General features: G+C 70.0%; 3 protein-coding genes. All 3 read left to right on the top strand.

Features of this window, described 5'->3' with window-relative positions:
* Nucleotides 1–603: TetR family transcriptional regulator (locus tag ACWEO7_RS38805; RefSeq protein ID WP_452430745.1), on the top strand; the 603-nt coding region annotated here is incomplete at its 5' end.
* A complete protein-coding gene (locus ACWEO7_RS38800) occupies nt 603–1,535 on the top strand; it encodes an ABC transporter ATP-binding protein (RefSeq protein ID WP_452430743.1) in 933 nt (310 codons plus the stop codon). The genes ACWEO7_RS38805 and ACWEO7_RS38800, both read left to right, overlap by 1 nt.
* Nucleotides 1,532–3,166, top strand: a complete 1,635-nt coding sequence (locus ACWEO7_RS38795; protein ID WP_452430741.1) for an ABC transporter permease — start codon at nt 1,532–1,534, stop codon at nt 3,164–3,166. Before ACWEO7_RS38800 ends, ACWEO7_RS38795 begins: the two co-directional genes overlap by 4 nt.
* Nucleotides 3,167–3,210 lie beyond the last annotated feature (44 nt).

Genomic DNA, 3,210 nt, shown 5'->3' with positions numbered 1-3,210 from the left:
GCGGCGCGCATTCGTGATACCGCGATCGAGGTGTTCGGGGAACACGGATTCCAGGTCGGAGTCCGCAAGATCGCCGCCGCCGCCGGCGTCTCGGCTGGCCTGGTCAACCATCACTTCGGGTCCAAGGACGGCCTGCGCGCCGCCTGCGACGACCGGGTGCTGCAGTTGATCCGCGACGAGAAGGTCAAGGCGATCACCGCGTCGTCGATGAAGGCGGGCATGCTCGACGCCCTGGCCGAGATCGAGTCGTACGCGCCGCTGGTCGCCTACATGGTGCGTAGCCTGCAGGCAGGCGGACCGATGGCGGAATCACTGTTCGAGCACATGGCCGCAGATGCCGAGGGATACTTCGAGAAGGCGGTCGAGGCGGGCGGGATCAAACCCAGCCGCGACCCGGCGGCGCGCGCCCGATACCTGATGATGCTGAACGTCGGCGCAACCATGCTGTACATGCAGATGCGCCAGCACCGCGACGAGACGATCGACTATCGCAAGGCGATTCGCGAACTCAGCGAAGAACTCACCCCACCGGCCCTGGAGTTCTACACCCAAGGGCTGCTCACCGATCCCACGATCTTGGACACATTCACCAAGGAGAAGTGATGTCCGACATCATCGAAGTCCGCGCTCTGCGCAAGACTTTCGGTCACGTCACCGCGCTGGACGGCCTCGACCTCACCGTCGCCGAAGGCGAGATCCACGGCTTCCTGGGCCCCAACGGCGCGGGCAAGTCCACCACCATCCGGGTACTGCTCGGCATCCTGCGCGCCAGCGGCGGGCAGGCTCGGCTGTTCGGCCGCGACCCGTGGGCCGACGCGGTCGCCTTGCACCGCGAATTGGCTTATGTGCCGGGCGATGTCACGCTGTGGCCGTCGCTGTCGGGCGGGGAGACCATCGATCTGCTCTCCCGGATGCGGGGCGGTCTCGACGAGAAGCGGCGCGACGAGCTGATCGAGCGCTTCGAGCTCGACCCTCGCAAGAAGGCGCGCACCTATTCCAAGGGCAACCGCCAAAAGGTCGCGCTGGTCGCCGCGCTGGCCTCCGACGCGCCGCTGGTGCTGCTCGACGAGCCGACCTCGGGGCTGGATCCGCTGATGGAGCAGGTCTTTCAGGAGTGCGTGCACGAGGCGCGAGAGCGCGGCGCGACCGTCCTGTTGTCCAGCCACATCCTGTCCGAGGTCGAAGCGCTCTGCGATCGGGTCACCATCATTCGCGCCGGGCGCACGGTGGAGAGCGGGTCACTGTCTGACCTGCGCCATCTGTCGCGCACGTCGATCACCGCCGAATTGATTAGCGACCCAGGCGATCTGAGCCGCATCCCGGGCGTGGAGGACATCGAACTCGATAACCACACGCTGCGCTGCCAGGTCGACAACGAGCACCTCGGCGAGTTCATCCGGGTGCTCGGCGACGCGGGCGTGCGCAGCCTGACCAGCACGCCGCCCACGCTCGAGGAGCTGTTCCTGCGGCATTATCACGTCGACGGGCACGGCGCCGAGTCCGGCGCGGCCACCGGGGAGAAGGTGCGAGCATGACCACCGCCATCGCCGGCCGCGCCACGGCGGCGCGGGCATTCGGCGTATCCGGCGACTTCGCGGGCACCGGGCGATTGCTGCGGCTGTACCTGCGGCGCGACCGGATCGTGCTGCCGCTGTGGACGCTGCTCATCGGTCTGATGCCCGCGTTCCAGGTCGCCAGCATCAAGGGTCTGTACGACGACCAAGCGTCCCTGGAGAGCTTCGCGCGGAGCACAGCGGCGAGTCCCGCGCTGATCGCCATGTACGGCCCGGTGTTCAGCTCCGCGCTCGGGTCGATCGGCACCTGGAAAGCAGGCGCCATGTACACCATGATCGCCATCGCCACGGTGCTCACGGTGATCCGGCACACCCGGGTCGAGGAGGAGACCGGCCGCGCGGAACTGGTGGGCGCCACCAGCATCGGACGCTACGCCGGTCTCACCGCGACCCTGATCATGACCTATTCGGGCGCGTTGCTCGCCGGGATCGTGTGCGCACTGTCTCTCTACGGCACCGACCTGCCCGGCGCGGGATCGGTGGCCTTCGGCGCCGCCCTGGCCGCGTCCGGCATCGTCTGGGGGGCCGTCGCGGCGGTCGCCGCCCAGGTCAGCGCCGGTGCGCGGGTGGCGCGCGGCGTGGCCTTCGGCGCACTCGGCGCGGCGTTCGCGCTACGGGCGGTCGGTGACGCCGGAAACGGTGTGCTGTCGTGGTTGTCGCCGATCGGCTGGTCACTGCAGATCCGCCCGTACGCCGAGGAACGCTGGTGGGTGCTGCTGCTCTTCGCCGCCCTCGCGGTGCTGGGCACCGGCGTCGCGTACGCGTTGCTCGGCAACCGCGACGTCGGTTCGGGGCTCATCGCCGAGCGTCCGGGGCCGTCCGCGGCGGCGGCGATCCTGTCCGGTCCGTTCGGGCTGGCCTGGCGGTTGCAGCGCGGCACCCTGCTGGCGTGGACGGTGGGCTTCGCGCTCTACGGCCTGCTGATCGGCGGCGCGGTGAACAGCGTCGGCGACATGCTCGACGGCAGCGCGTCCATCCGGGACATGGTCACCCGGATGGGCGGCTCACAGCAGCTGCAGCAGTCCTTCATCACCTACGCGCTCACGATGCTCGCCGCGGCCGCGTCCGCCTACTCGATCTCCGCGGCCTTGCGGTTGCACGACGAGGAGACCAGCGCCCGGGTCGAGGCCACCCTGTCCGGTGCCGTCGGCCGCGTCCGCTACGCGCTGAGCCACATCGGCTTCGCGCTGCTCGGCCCCGCCGCGGCGCTGCTGGTCTCGGGCGTGGCGATCGGCATCGTCTACGGCGCGGCGGACGGCGACCTCGGGACGAAACTTTCCCAGTCGTCGGCCGCCGCCGCCGTGCAGGTGCCCGCGGTGTGGGTCGTCACAGGCATCGCGGTCGCGCTCTACGGTCTCGCACCGCGGTTCGCCCCGGTCGCGTGGGGCGTGCTCAGCGCCATGGTGGTGATCTTCTTCGTCGGCTCGCTCGACGGCCTGCCGCACTGGATGCTCGATCTCGTGCCGTTCGCCCACCCGCCCAAGGTGCCCGGCGCCGAATTCCAGGCGCAGCCGCTGCTGTGGCTGCTCGCGACCGCCGTGGCGCTGCTCGCCGTCGGCATCACCGCCTTCCGCAGCCGCGACCTGCGCTGACAGCGTCCTCCGTGGCCCGCGCGAACCCGCCTCGCGCGGGCCAC

The sequence above is a fragment of the Nocardia sp. NPDC004260 genome (genome assembly GCF_053603155.1).
Note: the sequence above shows the minus strand (reverse complement) of the source record. Positions and strands in the feature narration are given on the sequence as shown.